Consider the following 17111-nt stretch of genomic DNA (forward strand, 5'->3'; position numbering starts at 1 on the left):
GATCGAGGGACAGTTGCCCACGGGGCGGACGTACCCTTCAAAGGGTGAACCAACTGATGTCCGCCGACACCGATGCCGACCTGCCCGCAGACTCCGACCTGCCGGGGGTGCTGCCGGACGCGCTGCGCGCGGAGCTCATCGCCTTCCGGCGGGATCTGCATATGCACCCGGAGCTCGGGAACCAGGAGTTCCGGACGACCGCGGCGATCAAGGCGCGCCTGGAGAGAGCCGGTCTGAAGCCCCGCGTCCTCTCGGTCGGCACGGGGCTCATGTGTGACATCGGCGGCTGGGACGGGGCACGCCCCATGCTGGCGCTCCGGGCGGACATCGACGGACTGCCCATCCCGGACACCAAGACGGTGCCCTACCGCTCCACGGTGCCCGACCGCGCGCACGCCTGTGGCCACGATGTGCACACCACCGTCGTCCTGGGCGCGGGGCTGGTCCTCGCGGAGCTGGCGCGGGCGGGCAGGCTGCCGTATCCCGTACGGCTGGTCTTCCAGCCGGCCGAGGAGGTGCTGCCCGGCGGCGCGGCGGACGCCATCGACTCCGGGGTCCTGGACGGCGTCGGCCGGATCATCGGGGTGCACTGCGACCCCAAGGTCGAGGTCGGCCGGATCGGTGTGCGGCCCGGACCGATCACCTCCGCCTGCGACCGGCTCGAGGTGGCACTGGACGGGCCGGGCGGCCACACCGCGCGCCCCCACCTCACCACCGACCTGGTGACGGCGGCGGCCAAGGTGGCCACCGAGGTACCCGCGCTGGTGGCCCGGCGGATCGACGCCCGCTCCGGCCTCGCCGTGACCTGGGGTCGGATCGAGGCCGGGCACGCCTGCAATGTCATCCCGCAGCACGCGGAGCTCTCGGGCACCGTTCGCTGCCTGGACCTCGCAGCCTGGCGTGCCGCACCCGACGTCGTCCACGCGGCGATCGACGAGGTCGCGACGCTGCACCGCGCGAAGTCGCAGATCAACTACATCCGCGGTGTCCCGCCGGTCGTCAACGAAGCCGGCTCGACCGAGCTCCTGCGCGATGCCATGGCCGTACGGCGCGGGCCGTATGCCGTCGAGGACACGGAGCAGAGCCTGGGCGGCGAGGACTTCTCCTGGTATCTGGAGCGGGTGCCCGGAGCCATGGCCCGCCTCGGTGTCCGCCCGGTCGGGGACACCACCCGGAGGGACCTGCACTGCGGTGATTTCGATGTGGACGAAGGCGCGATCCAGGTGGGTGTGGAGCTCTTCACCGCCGCTGCGTTGCTTGACCGCCACCGACCGTAGGCGACCTGGTCAACACTGATTCGCGTCGATCCGATAACGGCCACAGGAGAGGGTTCAACCGGGCATCTACGCGCGTTACGATGCGGCGAAACCAGCGCCGGAAGAGGCGCTTTCAGCCGAAGGGGAAGTCCTCTTGCGCCGGGTAACCAAGATCGCAGCAGCGGGCGTCGCCACCGCGGCCCTCGCATTCACCGCCACCGCCTGTGGGGAGTCCTCCACCGAGTCGGGCGGCCAGAACAAGGGTGTCGGTCTCGCCTTCGATGTCGGCGGCCGTGACGATCACTCGTTCAACGAGTCCGCCGCGCGCGGTGTCGACAAGGCCGAGAAGGACCTGGGCGTCGGGGCCAAGATGCTCACCGCGAAGAACAACGAGACCGAGGCCGACCGGGAGCAGCGGCTGACCTCCCTCGCCGAGGCGGGCTACAACCCGGTCATCGGTGTCGGTTTCACCTACGGCAAGTCCATCACCAAGGTCGCCAAGGACTTCCCGAAGACCACCTTCGCGGTCGTCGACTCCGTCTCCCCGGGCAAGAACGTCGACAGCGTCGTCTTCTCCGAGCACGAGGGCTCCTACCTCGCCGGTGTCGCGGCGGCCCTGAAGTCGAAGACGGGCAAGGTCGGTTTCATCGGCGGTGTGAACAACGCGCTGATCCAGAAGTTCCAGGCGGGCTTCGAGCAGGGCGCCAAGGACACCAAGAAGAACATCCAGGTCTCCTCCGAGTACCTCTACGCGAACAACGACAAGGGCTTCAATGACCCTGCCGCCGCGAAGGAGAAGGCCAAGGGCATGCTCGACCGGAACATCGACGTGATCTACACCGCGGCCGGCCAGTCCGGCGCGGGCTCGATCGAGGCGGTGGCCGGCAAGAAGGGCACGTGGGCGATCGGAGTCGACTCCGACCAGTACCAGCAGCCGGGCCTGGCGAAGTACAAGAACGCGATTCTGACGTCCGTTGTCAAGAACGTCGATGTGGCGGTCTACGACGTGGTCAAGAGCGTCGAGGACGGCAAGCCGCTGACCGGCACCCACGCCTACACCCTCAAGCAGAACGGTGTCAGCCTCGCCACCTCCGGCGGCTTCATCGATGACCTCAAGCCCCAGATCGACGCCGTGAAGAAGAAGATCGCGGATGGCGAGATCAAGGTCAAGGACACCCCCTGACCTGCGGTCGGCGCTGACCGACCCCCGCGGGCTCGGCGGAGGGAGCCAGTCTCTCCGCCGAGCCCGCGCCCTCGTCGCGATACTACGCGCGTAGCGTGGCGTAGCCTTCGCGATAGCCTCGCCTTCCCGCCCTCCCACACCGCTCCCTTCCCCGAGGAGAGTGCGCCATCAAAGCGTCCAGCAGCAGCCCCCCGGCAGACAGCACCACTGCCGTAGAACTCCACGGGATCACCAAGCGGTTTCCCGGAGTCGTCGCCAACCACGACATCGACATCACCGTCCGGCGCGGCACCGTCCACGCGCTGGTCGGGGAGAACGGTGCGGGCAAGTCGACCCTGATGAAGATCCTCTACGGCATGCAGAAACCGGACGAGGGCACGATCACCGTCGATGGCGAGAAGGCGACCTTCCACAGCCCCGCTGATGCCATCGCACGCGGTATCGGCATGGTCCACCAGCACTTCATGCTCGCCGACAACCTCACGGTCCTGGAGAACATCGTCCTGGGCGCCGAGAAGCTGCACGGCATCGGGGCGAGGGCCCGGGCGAAGGTCGAGGAGATCTCCGACGCGTACGGGCTGAACGCGCGCCCCGACGTCCTCATGGAGGATCTGGGCGTCGCCGACCGCCAGCGGGTGGAGATCCTCAAGGTCCTCTACCGCGGCGCCCGTACGCTCATCCTCGACGAGCCGACCGCCGTCCTCGTCCCGCAGGAGGTCGACGCGCTCTTCGACAACCTCCGGGAGCTCAAGGCCGAGGGCCTCACCGTCATCTTCATCTCGCACAAGCTGGGCGAGGTCCTGTCGGTCGCCGACGACATCACCGTCATCCGCCGCGGTACGACCGTGGCCTCCGTCCACCCGTCCGAGGTGACCCCCAAGCAGCTCGCCGAGCTGATGGTCGGCACCGAGCTGCCGTCGCCGGAGACCCGCGAGTCCACGGTCACCGACGTCCCGATGCTCGATGTCGACACCCTGCATCTGTCGGCGACCGACCCCGACGGTGTGGTCCGCGCGGTGCTCGACGGCATCACCTTCACCATCCACAAGGGCGAGGTCCTGGGCATCGCCGGCGTGGAGGGCAACGGCCAGGCAGAACTGGTCGAGGCGATCATGGGCATGCGCCGGCCCGACGGCGGTGTCATCACCCTCGACGGGACCGACATCTCGTACGCGCCCACCCGCCGCCGCCGCGAGGACGGCATCGGCTACATCCCCGAGGACCGCCACCGTCACGGCCTTCTGCTCGAAGCGCCGCTGTGGGAGAACCGCATTCTCGGCCATGTCACCGAGCGGCCCAACAGCAAGGGCACGCTGATCGACATCAAGGCCGCCCGTGCCGACACCGAACGGATCGTCGCCGACTACGACGTCCGCACTCCGGGCATCGAGGTCACCGCGGCCTCCCTGTCCGGCGGCAACCAGCAGAAGCTGATCGTCGGCCGCGAGATGAGCCACACGCCGAAGCTGCTGATCGCCGCGCATCCCACGCGCGGTGTCGACGTCGGCGCACAGGCGCAGATCTGGGACCAGATCCGCGAGGCGCGCCACGAGGGACTGGCGGTGCTGCTGATCTCCGCCGACCTCGACGAGCTCATCGGGCTCTCCGACACCCTGCGGGTGATGTACCGCGGCCGGCTGGTCGCGGACGCCGATCCCGCCACCATCACCCCGGAGGAGTTGGGTTCGGCCATGACCGGCGCCGCCCGCGGCCACCTCGAACACCACGAGGACCACCCGGAGGACGAGGGAGGCGAGAACCGATGATCAAGTTCGACAAGGACCGGCTGATCCTCGGGATCGCCGCCCCCCTCCTCGCCATCGTCGCGGCACTGATCGTCACCTCACTGGTGATCGTCGCCGCCGGTGACGACCCCTTCCGTGCCTTCTCGGTCATGGTCGACTACGGCTCGAAGAGCGACAGCCAGGTCTGGATCATCAACAAGGCGGTCCCGTACTACCTGTCCGCGCTCGCGGTGGCCATCGGCTTCCGGATGAACCTCTTCAACATCGGCGTCGACGGCCAGTACCGCATCGCGGCCTTCTTCGCCGCGGTCCTCGGCGGCGCGCTCACCCTGCCCGGCGTCCTCCAGATCCCGCTGATCATCATCGTCGCGATGCTGGTGGGCGCGGTCTGGGCGGGCATCGCGGGTGTGTTGAAGACGACCCGGGGCGTCAGCGAGGTCATCAGCACGATCATGCTGAACGCCATCGCGGCGTCGATCATCGGCTACTTCCTGGCGGACGGACGGCTCGCGGTGAAGGAGGGGAACATCATCCACACCCCCTTCATCCCGGAGTCGAGCCACTTCTTCACCTTCCCGACCACCCCCAAGCCGGTCGAGGGCTTCATCGTCGTCGCGGCGCTCGCCGGTGCCGTGTACTGGTTCCTGCTGAACCGCACCCGCTTCGGCTTCGATCTGCGCACCGTCGGACGGTCCGAGTCCGCCGCCGAGGCCAGCGGTGTGAGCGTCAAACGCATGGTGGTCGTCAGCATGCTGCTCTCCGGCGCCGCCGCCGGGCTCGTCGGAATGCCCACACTGCTGGGCGTCTCGTACAACTACGGCACGGACTTCCCGGTCGGTATCGGCTTCACGGGCATCGCCATCGCGCTGCTGGGCCGCAACCACCCCGTCGGCATGGCGCTCGGCGCGCTGCTCTGGGGCTTCCTGGAGCGCACCGGAAGCCAGCTCGAGTTCGAGGGGTACGCCCAGGAGATCGTCGGCGTGATCCAGGGCGTCATCGTCCTGTGCGTCGTCATCGCCTACGAGCTCGTACGGCGGTACGGGCTCAAGAGACAGCAGCGCAAGGTGGGCGCCGAACTCGCCGCCCAGGCCCGTAGGACCGATGAGGCGGAGGTGTCGGCATGAGCGCGACCACGGCCACGGCGCCGGCACGGCAGCCGGGCAAGAAGAGCGGCGGACGCCCCAAGCTCTCCTATCCGGTGGTGCTTCTGATCATCGCCGGTGCACTGATCGCGCTCTCCGCGCTCCGGGCCGTCACCGGCGCGGAGGACCTCACCTCCTCCGGCCAGTACAGCGGAGCCCTCGGCGCCGCGGTGCCGATCGGCCTCGCCGGCCTCGGCGGTCTGTGGTCGGAGCGTGCGGGCATCATCAACATCGGCCTCGAAGGCATGATGATGCTCGGCTCCTTCGGCGCGGGCTGGATCGGCTGGCAGTACGGACCGTGGTGGGCGGTCCTCGCCGGCGTCGGCTTCGGTCTGCTCGGCGGACTCATCCACGCCGTCGCCACGGTCACCTTCGGCGTCGACCACATCATCTCCGGTGTGGCGGTCAACATCCTGGCGCTGGGCTTCACCCAGTACCTGGCCAAGCTGTGGTTCGGCGCGGAGGGCAGCGAGGCCGCCGCGGCAGGCGGCAACGACAAGCAGTCGCCGCCCATGGACAACCTCTCGACGTTCTCCATCCCGGGTCTGTCGGGCTGGCTCGGGGACATCGAGCAGCACAACTGGTTCCTCGTCTCCGACACCGCGGGCGTCGTACGCGGCCTGGTCACCGATGTCTCCTGGCTGACCCTGCTCGCCGTCGGCCTGTTCGTCGGAACGTTCTTCGCCCTGTGGCGCTCGTCCTTCGGGCTGCGCCTGCGGTCCTGCGGCGAGAGCCCCGTGGCGGCCGAGTCGCTCGGCGTCAACGTCTACACGTACAAGTACGCGGCCGTGCTCGTCTCCGGCGCCCTCGCCGGCCTCGGCGGTGCCTTCATCGCCATCGGCACGCACTTCTACCAGGACGGCCAGACCGGCGGTCGCGGCTACATCGGTCTCGCCACGATGATCTTCGGCAACTGGCGTCCGGGCGGAGTCGCCATGGGCGCGGGCCTGTTCGGCTTCACCGACAGCCTCCAGCTGCGCGGCGGCGGCCAGACCGTGCACGCCCTGCTGCTGCTACTCGCGGTCCTGCTGGTCGCGCTCGCGCTGTGGGGGATGCGCAGCGGGCGGCTGAAGCAGGCCATCAGCAGTGGTGTGATCGCCGTTCTCCTCTTCGTCTGGTACGCGTTCACCGACACCGTCCCGGTCGAGGTCGTCGACGCCACTCCGTACGTCGCCACGCTGCTGGTGCTGTCGGTGTCCGCACAGCGCCTACGGGTCCCGAAAGCGATCGGCCGCCCCTATCGGAAGGGACAGGGCAAGTGACCGACTCCCCCGACTGGGAGGCCCTGCGACGCCAGGCCCGGGACGCCATGTCCCGGGCCTACGCCCCGTACTCCGGCTTCACCGTGGGCGCCGCCGCGTATGTCGACGACGGCCGTATGGTGTCCGGCTGCAATGTCGAGAACGCCTCCTACGGTGTCGGGCTGTGCGCCGAGTGCGGGCTGATCTCGGAGCTGATCGCCACCGGTGGCGGGCGGCTCACCGCCTTCTCCTGCTGCGGCCCGGACAGCGCGGTGCTCATGCCCTGCGGCCGCTGCCGCCAGCTGCTGTGGGAGCACGGCGGGGCCACGATGCTCGTCGACACGGAGACCGGCATCCGCCCGCTCAGTGATCTCCTGCCGGATGCGTTCGGCCCGTCCGACCTGGTCATTCACCGGCCCGACCGACCCGACCGCCATGGAAGGACACCCTGATGGACGCCATCACCGTCATCCGTACCAAGCGCGACCGGGGCCGTCTCACCGACACCCAGATCGACTGGGTCATCGACGCGTACACCCGTGGTGAGGTCGCCGACGAGCAGATGTCCGCGCTCGCCATGGCGATCCTGCTCAACGGCATGGACCGGGCCGAGATCGCCCGCTGGACCGCCGCGATGATCGCCAGCGGCGAGCGGATGGACTTCTCCTCCCTGTCACGCCCGACGGCCGACAAGCACTCGACCGGCGGCGTGGGCGACAAGATCACGCTGCCCCTCGCCCCGCTGGTCGCCGCCTGCGGCGGAGCAGTGCCGCAGCTGTCCGGCCGCGGCCTCGGTCACACCGGCGGCACGCTCGACAAACTGGAGTCCGTCCCCGGCTGGCGGGCGCTGCTCTCCAACGACGAGATGCTCCGGGTGCTCAGCGATGTCGGAGCGGTCATCTGCGCGGCGGGCGACGGGCTGGCGCCGGCGGACAGGAAGCTCTACGCGCTGCGCGATGTCACCGGCACGGTCGAGGCGATTCCGCTGATCGCCTCCTCCATCATGTCGAAGAAGATCGCGGAGGGGACCGGCTCGCTGGTCCTGGACGTGAAGGTCGGCACCGGCGCCTTCATGAAGAACCGGGACGACGCACGGGAGCTCGCGTCCACGATGGTGGGCCTGGGCGCCGACCACGGGGTGAAGACGGTGGCGCTCCTCACCGATATGTCCACCCCGCTCGGCCTGACGGCGGGGAACGCGCTGGAGGTCCGTGAGTCGGTGGAGGTGCTGGCGGGCGGCGGCCCGGCCGATGTCGTCGAGCTCACGCTGGCGCTCGCCCGCGAGATGCTCGACGCGGCCGGCCTGAAGGACGCCGATCCGGCGAAGGCCCTCGCGGACGGCTCCGCCATGGACCACTGGCGCCGCATGATCGCGGCCCAGGGCGGCGATCCGGACGCGCCGCTGCCCGTGGCCCGGGAGCGCCATGTGGTGACCGCGGAGTCGAGCGGTGTCCTCACCGGCCTCGACGCGTACGGGGTCGGTGTCGCGGCCTGGCGCCTCGGCGCGGGCCGGGCCCGCAAGGAGGACGCGGTGCAGGCCGGGGCGGGTGTGGAGATCCACGCCAAGCCGGGCGCGGAGGTCACGGCGGGCCAGCCGCTGCTGACCCTCCACACCGACACGCCGGAGAAGTTCGACTACGCCCTCGACTCCCTCGCGGGCGCCATCGCCCTCGCGCCCCCGGGCACGGCGTACGAAGCAACCCCGGTGGTGCTGGAGCGCATAGCCTGACCTTCGAATCCCCCTACGGGTGAACGGGACCGGTGGACCCCCACCGGTCCCGTTCGGCATGCTGGGATCGGTGACGCACCGATAGGAGACCGCCATGAGCGCACTCACCGTCGACCACGAGCCGGACAACGGCTGGGACGACCTGGTCCATCGCTGGGAGGAGATGGACTGGCCCGAGGGCTGCAAGGTGGAGATCGTCGAGGGGATCATCACCGTGTCACCGCCGCCCGCCAACGACCACAACAGCATCGCCGCCAGGATCCAGCGACGGCTGTACACCGTGATTCCCGAGGACTGGAACATCTACCAGACACTCGGGGTTTCGGTTCCCTCGCGCAGCGGCCTTTACGTTCCGGACCTGATCGTGGCGCCGGAAGTGGCGCTGGACGAGCCGGGCCACTACATCCCGGCCGCCGCGGCGGAGCTCATTGTCGAGATCACGTCCAAGTCGAACGCCCGGCACGACCGCATCAGTAAGCCGGCGGGCTATGCGCAGGCCGGTGTGCCGCTCTACCTGCTCGTTGACGGCTGGGCACCGGGGGGGCCGACCGTGACGCTCTACGGGGAGCCGAAGCAGGATGTCTACCGGGTGCTGCAGGCAGGGAAGTTCGGCGACGCCATCGACCTGCCCGGCCCGTTCGACCTGACCATCGACACGGGCGTTTTCCCCGCCTGGTGACCCCGCCCCGCCCGTTGGACGCCGAGGGCCGCCCGCCGGATTCGGTGGGCGGCCCTTGTGGGTGCTGGTGCGACCGGCCGGTGCGTTACGGGCGTGCCATCACCGCGCGGGTGGTGCCCGCCGGGTGGGCGGCGCGGGCGCGGCGCTCCGCCAGAGCCTTGCGCGTGGCGTACAGCGTGATCCCGGCGGCGGTCACCACGGCCACCAGGCCGAGGACGACCGTGCCGGGCCAGCCCGCCGCGTGGAACGCGACGGCGCCCAGCGCACCGCCCACGCTGCTGCCCAGGTAGTACGCCGTCTGGTACAGCGCGGACGCCTGCGCGCGCCCCGTCGTCGCCGCGCGGCTGACCGAGGAGGACGCCACCGCGTGGCCCGCGAAGAAGCCCGCGGTGATCAGGACGAGCCCGAGCAGGACGGCGGTCAGCGAGCTGCTGAGGCTCAGCAGCAGACCGGCCGCGGTGGTGCTCACGGCGGCGTAGAGCGCGCCGCGCCGGCCCAGCCGGGCGACCAGCCGTCCGGCGGCCGCCGAGGAGACGGTGCCGACCAGGTAGACGAGGAAGATCGAGCCGACCACACCCTGCGGGAGGCCGAACGGCTCTCCCACCAGGCGGTAGCCGATCACCGTGTACACCGCTCCGAAGACGGTCATGAAGAGTGCGCCGATCGCGTACAGCCGGCGCAGCAGCGGGTCGGACAGGTGCCCGCCGACCGTACGGGCCAGCGTCCTCGGGCTCACCGAGGCCGGTGCGAAGTGCCGGGCCTTCGGCAGGAGCAGCCGGAAGGCGAGCGCGCACAGCACGGCGAGCACACCGGCCGAGGCCAGTCCGGCCCGCCAGCCCCACGCCTGGGAGACCCAGCCGGTGACGACCCGCCCGGACATACCGCCGATGCTGTTGCCGGCCACGAACAGCCCGACCGCGCCGACCAGCGCCTTCGCCCGGACCTCTTCCGCGAGGAAGGCCATCGCGGACGCCGGGACACCGGCCAGCGCCACGCCCTGGACGGCGCGCAGCGCGATCAGCGTGCCGAGGTCGGGGGCGAAGGGCACCACGAGCGACACGATCGCCGCGACCGCCAGCGAGGCCGTCATCATGGCGCGGCGGCCGCATCGCTCGGAGAGCGCGCTGAGCGGGAGGACGGCCAGGGCCAGACCGCCCGTGGCGGCGGACACCGTCCAGCTCGCGGCGCCCGGTGTCACGCCGAAGTCGGCGGAGATGGCCGGCAGCAGCGCCTGCGTGGAGTAGAGGAGTACGAAGGTGGCGACTCCGGCCCCGAAGAGGGCGAAGCTCATCCGGCGGTAACCGGGGCCGCCCGGACGCAGCTTGGTGGCGTCGGGATCGTCGGTACGGGATGGCACGGTGGAGGCGCCCACGTGGATGGTGGACGCCCCGGTATCAGCGGAGGGCATGCATCCAACGTAGGGACCCCGGTTTCATGCGTCCAATGCATGAAGTTGGCATAATCGTTCCCATGGCGCATGACCGCAGCTCACGACCGCGTACGTCACTGAACAGCAACGAAGAAGACATCCCCGCAACAGGTCCGGTGATCGGCGAGGGAACCGCCGAGCTGGGTGCCGGTTCATGGTCCGTGCTGCTCGCGCCGCGACTCGCCCAGTTCGTGGGGGTGGCCCGGCACGAACATGTGACACGCGCCGCCCACCAGCTCGCCGTACCGCAGTCGACGCTCAGCCGGGGGCTGGTCCGGCTCGAGCAGGACCTCGGTGTGGCCCTGTTCGCCCGCCATGGCCGTACGCTCTCGCTGACCCCGGCCGGCCGCGCCTTCCTCGGCTCGGTCGAACGGGCCCTCGCCGAGGTCGAGCGCGCCGCGGAATCCGTCCGCGCCGACGCCGACCCGGCCGCGGGCAAGGTCGCGTTCGGGTTTCTGCACACCCTGGGCTCCGAGACCGTGCCCGGCCTGATCCGTACGTTCCGCGCCGACCACCCGCGCATCCGCTTCCAACTCGTCCAGAACTACGGCGAGGCGATGATCGAGCGGCTGCGCGCGGGCGACCTCGATCTGTGTCTGACCTCGCCGGTGCCCGACGCCCCCGACCTCGTGGCGCGCCGGCTGGACGAGCAGAAGCTACGGCTCGTCGTCCCCGACGACCACCGGCTCGCCTCCCGCCGGCGGATACGTCTCGCGGAGGCGGCGGACGAGTTCTTCGTGACCCTGGAACCGGGATACGGGCTGCGCCGGATCACCGACGCCCTGTGTGCGGAGGCGGGTTTCACCCCGCGGATCGCCTTCGAGGGGGAGGAGGCGGAGACCCTGCGCGGGCTGGTCGCGGCAGGGCTCGGCGTGGCCCTCCTCCCGCCCCCGGCGGTGCCGAGGCCGGGTGTCGCGGAGCTCACCGTCACGGCGCCGCGGGCGGTACGCGAGATCGGGGTCGCCTGGCTCGACGGCCACCGCGACACCCTCCCGGTGACGGCTTTCAAACGCTTCCTCCTCTCCCGGCGCGGCCAACTCCTGCCCCGCTGAGGGCCGTTACGCCCAGAAGCGAGAGATGTGCCACGGCGCCTGCGAGGAAAGTTGGGGGCACCGGGCCTGTATTGACGGGCCGTCCTCCGGCCGGGAACCGGAAGACGGCCCCGGCGTTCGGCCGCGCCCCTGCCCGAATCCGTCCGTGGACGGTCGCCACCACCGCGCTGACGCCGTACGCCAACGACCAAGCACCGCCGTCGAGAGCTGCCTCGGTCTCGGCCCGCCTCTCCAGGATCAGCGTGCATCTGTGCCTGAAAACCGTGGGGAACGTGCTGACGCCCGTCGGATGTCCCCAGGAGCCCTTGCGCCGGACCACCGGGTCGGCAAGTGAGCCCGGAGCCGGGCCGGAGAGCGCGGACTCAGACGGACTTCTCCAGATCCCGGCTGCCCCGGTCCCCGGCGGACTCTTCCCGGTCCGTGTGCTCCCGGCACAGAGCGACAAGGACCGCGCCGACCAACGCCAGAACCCCGGAAATGGCCGCGGCGTGGCTCATCCCGATGCCGAGTTCGTGGGCCGCCCCTCCGCCGCGAGGAGCGAACGCCAGGACGGCCGCGACCAGGGCCACTCCCACGGACGAACCGAGATAACGGGCCGCGTTGTTCGCCGCGGAACCCATCGCCACGCGGTGAGCCGGAACGCTGCGCACGGCCAGCCCCGCCAGCGCCGCGTTGACCACTCCGCTGCCGAGCCCCGCCAGCACCAGGCCGGGCACGTACCGCCACCACGAGGAATGTTCGGTGATCCCGGTCAGGGCGATCTCACCGACACCGCACACGACCAGTCCGGCCGCGACCTGATGACGATCCACGACGCGTCCGGTCAGCCGTCGGGCCTGAGGAGCGGCCACGAAGGACAGCCCCGACCAGATCCCGATGAGACCCGCGCTTTGCAGGGGACTCGACCCGAGCACACCTTGCGCCGCGATCGGAACCCAGGTCATGAAGCCGATGACTCCCAGGCCGGTCATCAGCGCGCCGACCGTCGACGCGATGAACGCGGGCCGCCGCAGGAGCGCCAGGTCCAGCATCGGGTCCGTGGCGCGCCGCTCGATCCACACGAATCCGGCCAACAACAGCAGCGCCACCCCCAGGAAGAGGAGAACGTGCAGCCGGGTCCAGCCGCCTCGTCCCTCGGTGAACGCCGCGACGAGAAGCGAGATGCCGGCGGCGAACGTCACCACGCCGGCGAGGTCGAACCGGCGTCGCTGCTCGTTCCGGGACTCCTTCAGGGCGAGGACGCCCCAGAGGGTGACGAGCGCGACGATGAGGGCGGTGATCCAGTAGGTGATCCGCCAGTCGGTCACTTTGATCAGCAGCGCCGAGAACACCGGGCCTGCGGCGATGCCGCCGCCCACCATCGCGCCCCACAGCCCGGTGGCTCGCACCCGCTCGGGGCCGGGGGCGAAAACGTGGCCCACGAGGCCGAGACCGGACGCCAGGAGGGCGGCGCTCGCCGCCCCCTGGACGGCTCGGCCGAGGACGAACACCGCCGTGGTGGGCGCGATGGCGCACACCACCGTGGCGAGCGTGAGCGCCGCGCCACCGATCACGAACAAGCGTTTACGGCCGTAGTCGTCGGCGAGGGTCCCCGCCACCATCAGGCTTGCCGCGAGGCCGAGACTGATACTGCCCAGGAGCCAGGTCTGTCCCGATGCCCCGGAGCCGAGCTCGGCCCCGATGATGCGCACCGTCGACACGAGGGCCGTGAAGTTGAGAAGGACAAGCAGGGTCGCCGTACACGAAATCGCCAGAGTCGCACGGGCGGAGGACCGGTGGTCGACCGGGTCGCTCGTCACTACTACCCCCCGGAGTCAGTGAGTTGGTCCCTTGGACCCTAGTCCTTCGGTCCTGGGCGGCACGATGGCACGTCGCCGCGCGGGCACGCGCCATCGCGCGCCGCCGCGCGCCCGGGCGGGGTGCCGTCAGTGGCGCAGTGACGCGCCGAAGCCCGCCGCCAGGGGCATCCGCAGACCCAGCGGGGGAGGAGCGGCCAGAGCGTCCCTGACCGGGCGGGAGTACCCCCGGGCGAAGACGGCGCCGAGAACGAAGTCCGCGGCCAGGGCGAGGACTTCGGCGCGGTGCTGGCTCAGGCCGTGGCCGTCCGTGTGCACTTCGAAGCGGCACACATCGCGGTTGATCTTCTTCGCCCGCTCCGCCAGCCGGTAGGAGAGCTCCGGATCGGTCCGTTCGTCGTTCGTCCCATGGACCAGCAGCACCTGCCGGCCGGTGAGCTGCTTCACCGGATCGGGGCAGGCCCGCCCGCGCTGCTCGGGAAGCCAGGGAGCCAGAGCGAGTACGGAGTTGACGGCCGGGTGGTCCGCGGCGTGCAGCGCGGCGCGCGCCCCCATGCCCGTACCGGCCAGGCAGACGGGGACGTCGCCATAGCGCCGTACGGCCTCGTCCGCCGCCCAGCGGGCGTCCTCCACGGGATGGGACGCGGAGCCGTTCCACCCGCGGTAGCGATAGCGGACGACATGGGTGACCAGACCTTCGGGGCGTCCCTCGCGAGCCAGCCGCCGCGCCAGGAGCCGGGCGGCCGCCGCGGCCACCGGCGACTGACGCCGGGTGCTCACCGGTTCGCCGTGAGGCAGTAACAGCACCACGCCGTGAACCGTCGCCTCCGCCCCGGTCGCTCCCGCCGCCCGCCCCAGCCGGGCACCCCGCACCGGCACTGCTTCCTGAGCCATGCCAGAAACGATGGCAGAAGGATGGGTGTACTCCACCATGCGTGCGGGTCACTGTTCCGTATCGGTCAGAAGCGCTCTACGCGCGTAGGCGTTAGAGTGCGGAGATGACGAGCGAGACGACCAACACCCCCAGTCCGGATCAGATCCGCCGGGCCCCCAAGGTGCTGCTGCACGACCACCTCGACGGCGGCCTGCGCCCGGGCACGATCATCGACCTCGCCCGCGCGTCGGGGTACGACGGCCTGCCGGAGACCGAGCCCGACAAGCTCGGCGTGTGGTTCCGCGAAGCCGCCGACTCCGGCTCGCTGGAGCGCTATCTCGAGACGTTCGCGCACACCTGCGCCGTCATGCAGACCCGTGAGGCCCTGGTCCGGGTCGCGGCCGAGTGCGCCGAGGACCTGGCCGCGGACGGTGTCGTCTACGCGGAGGTGCGCTATGCCCCCGAGCAGCACCTCGACGGCGGACTGACCCTCGAAGAGGTCGTCGAGGCCGTGAACGAGGGCTTCCGCGAGGGCGAGCGCCGGGCGCGTGAGGACGGCAACCGCATCCGGGTCGGCGCCCTGCTGACCGCGATGCGGCACGCCGCCCGGGCCCTGGAGATCGCCGAACTGGCCAACAACTACCGCGACCTGGGCGTCGTCGGGTTCGACATCGCCGGCGCCGAGGCAGGCTTCCCGCCCACCCGCCATCTGGACGCCTTCGAGTATCTGAAGCGGGAGAACAACCACTTCACCATCCACGCCGGCGAGGCCTTCGGTCTGCCGTCCATCTGGCAGGCGCTCCAGTGGTGCGGCGCCGACCGGCTCGGCCACGGCGTACGGATCATCGACGACATCGAGGTCACCGACGACGGCACGGTCAGGCTCGGCCGCCTCGCCTCCTACGTGCGCGACAAGCGCATTCCGCTGGAGCTGTGCCCGACCTCCAACCTCCAGACGGGCGCGGCCGCCTCGTACGCCGAGCATCCGATCGGGCTGCTCCGCCGGCTGCACTTCCGTGCCACGGTCAACACCGACAACCGGCTGATGAGCGGCACCAATATGAGCATCGAGTTCGAGCGACTCGTGGACACGTTCCAGTACACGCTCGACGACATGCAGTGGTTCACCGTCAATGCGATGAAATCAGCGTTCATTCCTTTCGACGAACGTCTGGCAATGATCAATGACGTGATCAAGCCCGGATATGCGGAGCTGAAGTCGCAGTGGCTGTTCCGTCAGACGGCCATCGAACCGGCTGTGACCAGCGGTTCACATCCCGAGCGTGACTGAGCGCCCGTTCCGTGGAAATGGCCGGGGCGTGACGACCCGGCCATTTCCGCATGTTTGCGGTGACATGCCTTCGTGACTACGTTGCGGAGTCCCGCGGTTACGGTTCGTGCGTCTCCGTATGCCTGTGTCGCGGTGCGCTCCAGACTCCCCCCATCACGAGGACGTATTTCGATGAAGCAGGGAACCGCCAAGACTCTCGGTGTCGTCGTGCTCGGCGCCGCCTTCGCCGCTGCCGCCGCCGGCTCGGCCTCCGCCGCCTCCGACGTGCAGACCGGTCTGCCCGTGGAGAACGCCGGCAAGGGGCTGCCGGGCGGCCACGAGGCCCTGACCGCTGGGCAGGGTGCCCTCGGGAAGGGCGCTTCCGGAGTCAGGAAGGGCGTCGCCGGGCTTCCCGTCGGCACCCCGCTCACCAAGGCCGCCAAGGGCACCAAGAGCGCCAAGGGCACCAAGGGAAGCGAGGGGAACGGCAAGAGTGGTCTGCTCGGTGGCCTGCCGGTCACTCAGCTGCAGACGGGCGGCACCAACAGCAACCTCCCGATCGGCAACTGACCCGGCGCCGCGCGGCGGGGGGTACGGCACCGGAACCGTGCCCCATCGCCTCCCCCGGAACTCGTGAGCCCTACGGGGCCCTCTACCAACCTCTCCCTCCCTCTCCCTCTCGAGTCTCCTCGGTCTCCTCCCGCCGAACCCGGCGCTCCGCTCAGGGACACAGCCGCGGCCCACCCATACCGAAATACGGGTGGGGGGCGGCCATCGTTCCCCAGGCTTCGCGGTGTGTCTTCTCGTTCGGCAGCAGGAGCCACAGTGCGAGGTACAGCAGAAACTGCGGTCCGGGCAGCAGGCACGAGACGAGGAAGATCACTCGCATCGTGGACGCGGACATGCCGAAGCGCCGTGCCAGGGCCGCGCACACTCCGCCGATCATTCGTCCGTCACGGGGGCGGGCAAGGCTGGTCATGAGAACTCCTTCGCGGGCCGGCGGACCCGGCGGACCGGTGGACCGGTGGACCGTCTTCGAGGTGTGTCTTCCGATACCTCGATTGTGGGTCCGCGAAGCGAGCAAAGCATCCCTCTATGGGGCGATCCCGACCCTATGGATCGTCGGGGTCGCCCCCTGAGACGCCTCCTCCCGGGAGGGGTGCGCCGACGGTACGCCGTCGTCCTTACGGCGTATCCAGGCCCTGAGCGGCGGCGTCAACAGCAGATAGGCGACCCCGACACCCGTGGTGTTCAGCACCAACGAGTCCACGTCGAGGGTGCGCCCCGGCACATCCGTCTGCAGCAGCTCGATCCCCAGCGACACCATGGCGCCCGTGAACACGGTGTGCGCGAACGCCCCCAGCAGGGAACCGCCCAGCCGACCGGTGACGACCGGCAGCAGCACGCCGAGCGGTGCGAGCAGCAGCAGCCAGGGGCCGAGGCTCTGGGCGGCCTCCCAGGGGCCGCGCGCCAACTCCGTGCGGATCGTGGCCAGCGGTCTCAGATTCGCCGCGGCCACCCACGGCAGCGACAGCGGACGCAGCGTGAGCCAGCCGACGGTCAGCAGATGCGCGACCAGGAGTACGAGTCCTGTCGCGCGGAGAGGGAAGGTGGCACGCTCGCCGGGGCCATGACGCTGCACGCTCAGGAGGACGCGGCGTCCGGGGGAGCCGGTTCCGGCGAAGACGGCTCGTTTCCCGCTGTTACCAGCCGGT

At 70.3% G+C, this 17111-nt stretch carries 16 protein-coding genes; 11 read left to right on the forward strand and 5 right to left on the reverse strand.

The features are described from left to right. Positions 1–56 precede the first annotated feature (56 nt). From ACTWQE_RS19705 to ACTWQE_RS19740, 8 genes are all read left to right on the forward strand, one after another. Positions 57–1277, forward strand: coding sequence for an amidohydrolase (locus ACTWQE_RS19705; protein ID WP_443330326.1), 1221 nt, complete (start codon positions 57–59; stop codon positions 1275–1277). Between the two features lie 133 nt (positions 1278–1410). Then, positions 1411–2439: a BMP family lipoprotein gene (locus ACTWQE_RS19710; protein WP_443330296.1), complete on the forward strand. Its 1029-nt coding sequence runs from the start codon at positions 1411–1413 to the stop codon at positions 2437–2439. 167 nt (positions 2440–2606) lie between these two features. Beyond that, positions 2607–4205, forward strand: a complete 1599-nt coding sequence (locus ACTWQE_RS19715; protein ID WP_443330327.1) for an ABC transporter ATP-binding protein — start codon at positions 2607–2609, stop codon at positions 4203–4205. Then, entirely contained in the window at positions 4202–5308 is a 1107-nt protein-coding gene (locus ACTWQE_RS19720) for an ABC transporter permease (protein ID WP_443330297.1), read from the forward strand. Before ACTWQE_RS19715 ends, ACTWQE_RS19720 begins: the two co-directional genes overlap by 4 nt. Then, entirely contained in the window at positions 5305–6588 is a 1284-nt protein-coding gene (locus ACTWQE_RS19725; protein ID WP_443330298.1) for an ABC transporter permease, read from the forward strand. Before ACTWQE_RS19720 ends, ACTWQE_RS19725 begins: the two co-directional genes overlap by 4 nt. Beyond that, on the forward strand, positions 6585–7019 hold the full coding sequence (locus ACTWQE_RS19730; RefSeq protein WP_443330299.1) for a cytidine deaminase: 435 nt from the start codon (positions 6585–6587) through the stop codon (positions 7017–7019). Before ACTWQE_RS19725 ends, ACTWQE_RS19730 begins: the two co-directional genes overlap by 4 nt. Further along, positions 7019–8296 (forward strand): thymidine phosphorylase, encoded by a 1278-nt coding sequence (locus ACTWQE_RS19735; RefSeq protein WP_443330300.1) that lies wholly within the window; start codon positions 7019–7021, stop codon positions 8294–8296. Before ACTWQE_RS19730 ends, ACTWQE_RS19735 begins: the two co-directional genes overlap by 1 nt. Before the next feature lie 94 nt (positions 8297–8390). Beyond that, positions 8391–8975, forward strand: coding sequence for a Uma2 family endonuclease (locus ACTWQE_RS19740; RefSeq protein ID WP_443330301.1), 585 nt, complete (start codon positions 8391–8393; stop codon positions 8973–8975). Between the two features lie 85 nt (positions 8976–9060). Here the strand turns inward: ACTWQE_RS19740 and ACTWQE_RS19745 are convergent, their stop codons facing one another. Continuing rightward, the gene (locus tag ACTWQE_RS19745; RefSeq protein ID WP_443330302.1) at positions 9061–10383 is read right to left on the reverse strand and encodes an MFS transporter; all 1323 of its coding nucleotides are present in this window, start codon (positions 10381–10383) and stop codon (positions 9061–9063) included. A gap of 62 nt (positions 10384–10445) precedes the next feature. Between ACTWQE_RS19745 and ACTWQE_RS19750 the strand changes: the two genes are divergently transcribed. Beyond that, positions 10446–11456: a LysR family transcriptional regulator gene (locus ACTWQE_RS19750; RefSeq protein ID WP_443330303.1), complete on the forward strand. Its 1011-nt coding sequence runs from the start codon at positions 10446–10448 to the stop codon at positions 11454–11456. 362 nt (positions 11457–11818) lie between these two features. Here ACTWQE_RS19750 and ACTWQE_RS19755 read toward each other — a convergent pair whose 3' ends face one another. After that, entirely contained in the window at positions 11819–13255 is a 1437-nt protein-coding gene (locus tag ACTWQE_RS19755; protein WP_443330304.1) for an MFS transporter, read from the reverse strand. A gap of 126 nt (positions 13256–13381) precedes the next feature. After that, entirely contained in the window at positions 13382–14146 is a 765-nt protein-coding gene (locus ACTWQE_RS19760) for an alpha/beta hydrolase family protein (protein WP_443330305.1), read from the reverse strand. Positions 14147–14250: 104 nt separating this feature from the next. On the opposite strand from ACTWQE_RS19760, the gene ACTWQE_RS19765 reads away from it, so the two are divergent. Together ACTWQE_RS19765 and ACTWQE_RS19770 are read left to right on the forward strand one after the other, a co-directional pair. Continuing rightward, the gene (locus ACTWQE_RS19765; RefSeq protein WP_443330306.1) at positions 14251–15417 is read left to right on the forward strand and encodes an adenosine deaminase; all 1167 of its coding nucleotides are present in this window, start codon (positions 14251–14253) and stop codon (positions 15415–15417) included. A 171-nt stretch (positions 15418–15588) separates the two neighbouring features. Next, positions 15589–15966 (forward strand): ATP-binding protein, encoded by a 378-nt coding sequence (locus ACTWQE_RS19770; protein WP_443330307.1) that lies wholly within the window; start codon positions 15589–15591, stop codon positions 15964–15966. 151 nt (positions 15967–16117) lie between these two features. Here the strand turns inward: ACTWQE_RS19770 and ACTWQE_RS19775 are convergent, their stop codons facing one another. Next, entirely contained in the window at positions 16118–16375 is a 258-nt protein-coding gene (locus tag ACTWQE_RS19775; protein WP_443330308.1) for a PspC domain-containing protein, read from the reverse strand. Between the two features lie 114 nt (positions 16376–16489). After that, on the reverse strand, positions 16490–17038 hold the full coding sequence (locus ACTWQE_RS19780; RefSeq protein ID WP_443330309.1) for a VanZ family protein: 549 nt from the start codon (positions 17036–17038) through the stop codon (positions 16490–16492). Between the last annotated feature and the right edge of the window lie 73 nt (positions 17039–17111).

The organism is Streptomyces sp. 8N706 (assembly GCF_052245415.1).
GTDB lineage: Bacteria > Actinomycetota > Actinomycetes > Streptomycetales > Streptomycetaceae > Streptomyces.